Origin of the sequence: Paracoccus hibiscisoli (assembly GCF_005048265.1) — a bacterium.
In the GTDB taxonomy this organism is placed as follows: Bacteria; Pseudomonadota; Alphaproteobacteria; order Rhodobacterales; family Rhodobacteraceae; genus Paracoccus; species Paracoccus hibiscisoli.
Genome location: NZ_SUNH01000101.1, coordinates 1 through 1,186, shown reverse-complemented (window position 1 = coordinate 1,186; position 1,186 = coordinate 1). Strand labels below are relative to the sequence as shown.

1 protein-coding gene is annotated in these 1,186 nt (G+C 58.5%); it reads right to left on the bottom strand.

Annotation, left to right across the window (positions count from 1 at the left end; genetic code table 11):
• Window positions 1–129 precede the first annotated feature (129 nt).
• The gene (locus FA740_RS19510) at window positions 130–723 is read right to left on the bottom strand and encodes a hypothetical protein (RefSeq protein ID WP_136858436.1); all 594 of its coding nucleotides are present in this window, start codon (window positions 721–723) and stop codon (window positions 130–132) included.
• Window positions 724–1,186 lie beyond the last annotated feature (463 nt).

The following is a 1,186-nucleotide window of genomic DNA, read 5'->3' as shown; positions in this document are numbered from 1 at the left end:
CGAGGCTGTGTAGCTAGACCAGTTCGTCGTGCGATAGCGGGCGGGTGATGGCTTGCTCATGCGGACCGTCTAACCGCATAGATTCACAAATGTGAATCCTCGAAGGTCAGAGTTCTGCAACAACGCCCCTTACGATCCCCGCAGTGCTTTCCAGATTGGTGTGAGCCTGCGGCGGATCGTCCGCTCGTCGGGCACCTCCCCGCTTTCGCTGTTGGCCACGAACCATTCCTGCACCTCGCCCAGCCACTCCGCCTGGGTAGCGGGCAGGCCCTCTTCGTGGATCCGCACCATCAACGTGATGTACATGCCATCCCAGTCGTAGCGGGTGGTGGAGCCAATATTGGACGCGGGGCGCCGCAGCAGATCAAAGTCCGTCTCAAATCGGCGCGCATCCTCGGCCATGATCAGCAAGTCCGCCAATGTCACCTCAATGCGTTCGGCGGGGTCCACGATCATGATCCACTCGTCCTGATCCTTCGGCCGAATGCGGCGTAGAACGCTCTTGACTGGACCTGTGCCACAACGCCTGAACATTGGAAGGATCTCGGTCGGGGATACGGCTGCAAATCCGGTGATGACCTGCGTTCCGATAGTGATCGGTGCAACACCTGTCACGATGTCAAAACGCCCTACTGACGCCCAGCCGGCAATATCGGCTAGGGAGCAATCCCACCGGGCAGCGGCTTCCTGAAGGGTGAAATATACGCGTGGTGGCAAGGCCATGCCTCGTCTCCTTTCCTTGTTCTCAATACGTTTTCGGCCCGCCCTCCTCAAAGAGGCCGGCTTTGCCAGCCAAAAATGGCGTGTATCAGCCGCGGTGGCCGTCCTCAGAGGCAAACAACTGGAGGGCAAGCCAACACCGCTCGACAATCAACTTGGTCATCTTTGCCCTCCCCGTTGCTGATGTCCGACGCGACTCGCCTCACGCATGAAAGACAGGAACAAAGCAGGAACACAATCGAACTCGATCCTTGACAGCAACCTGCCGCAGTCGACTCACCGCCCGTCCTGCCGCGCTCTCGTAAAACCCAGCAAAACTTGGGGTGGCATCGGTATCGGACGGCGTTGTTGCAGAACTCTGACCTTCGAGGATTCACATTTGTGAATCTATGCGGTTAGACGGTCCGCATGAGCAAGCCATCACCCGCCCGCTATCGCACGACGAACTGGTCTAGCTACACAGCCT

Coding starts and splice junctions, on each gene's coding strand:
- FA740_RS19510 (WP_136858436.1), bottom strand. CDS start 723: ATGGCCTTGCCACCACGCGTATATTTCACCCTTCAGGAAGCCGCTGCC.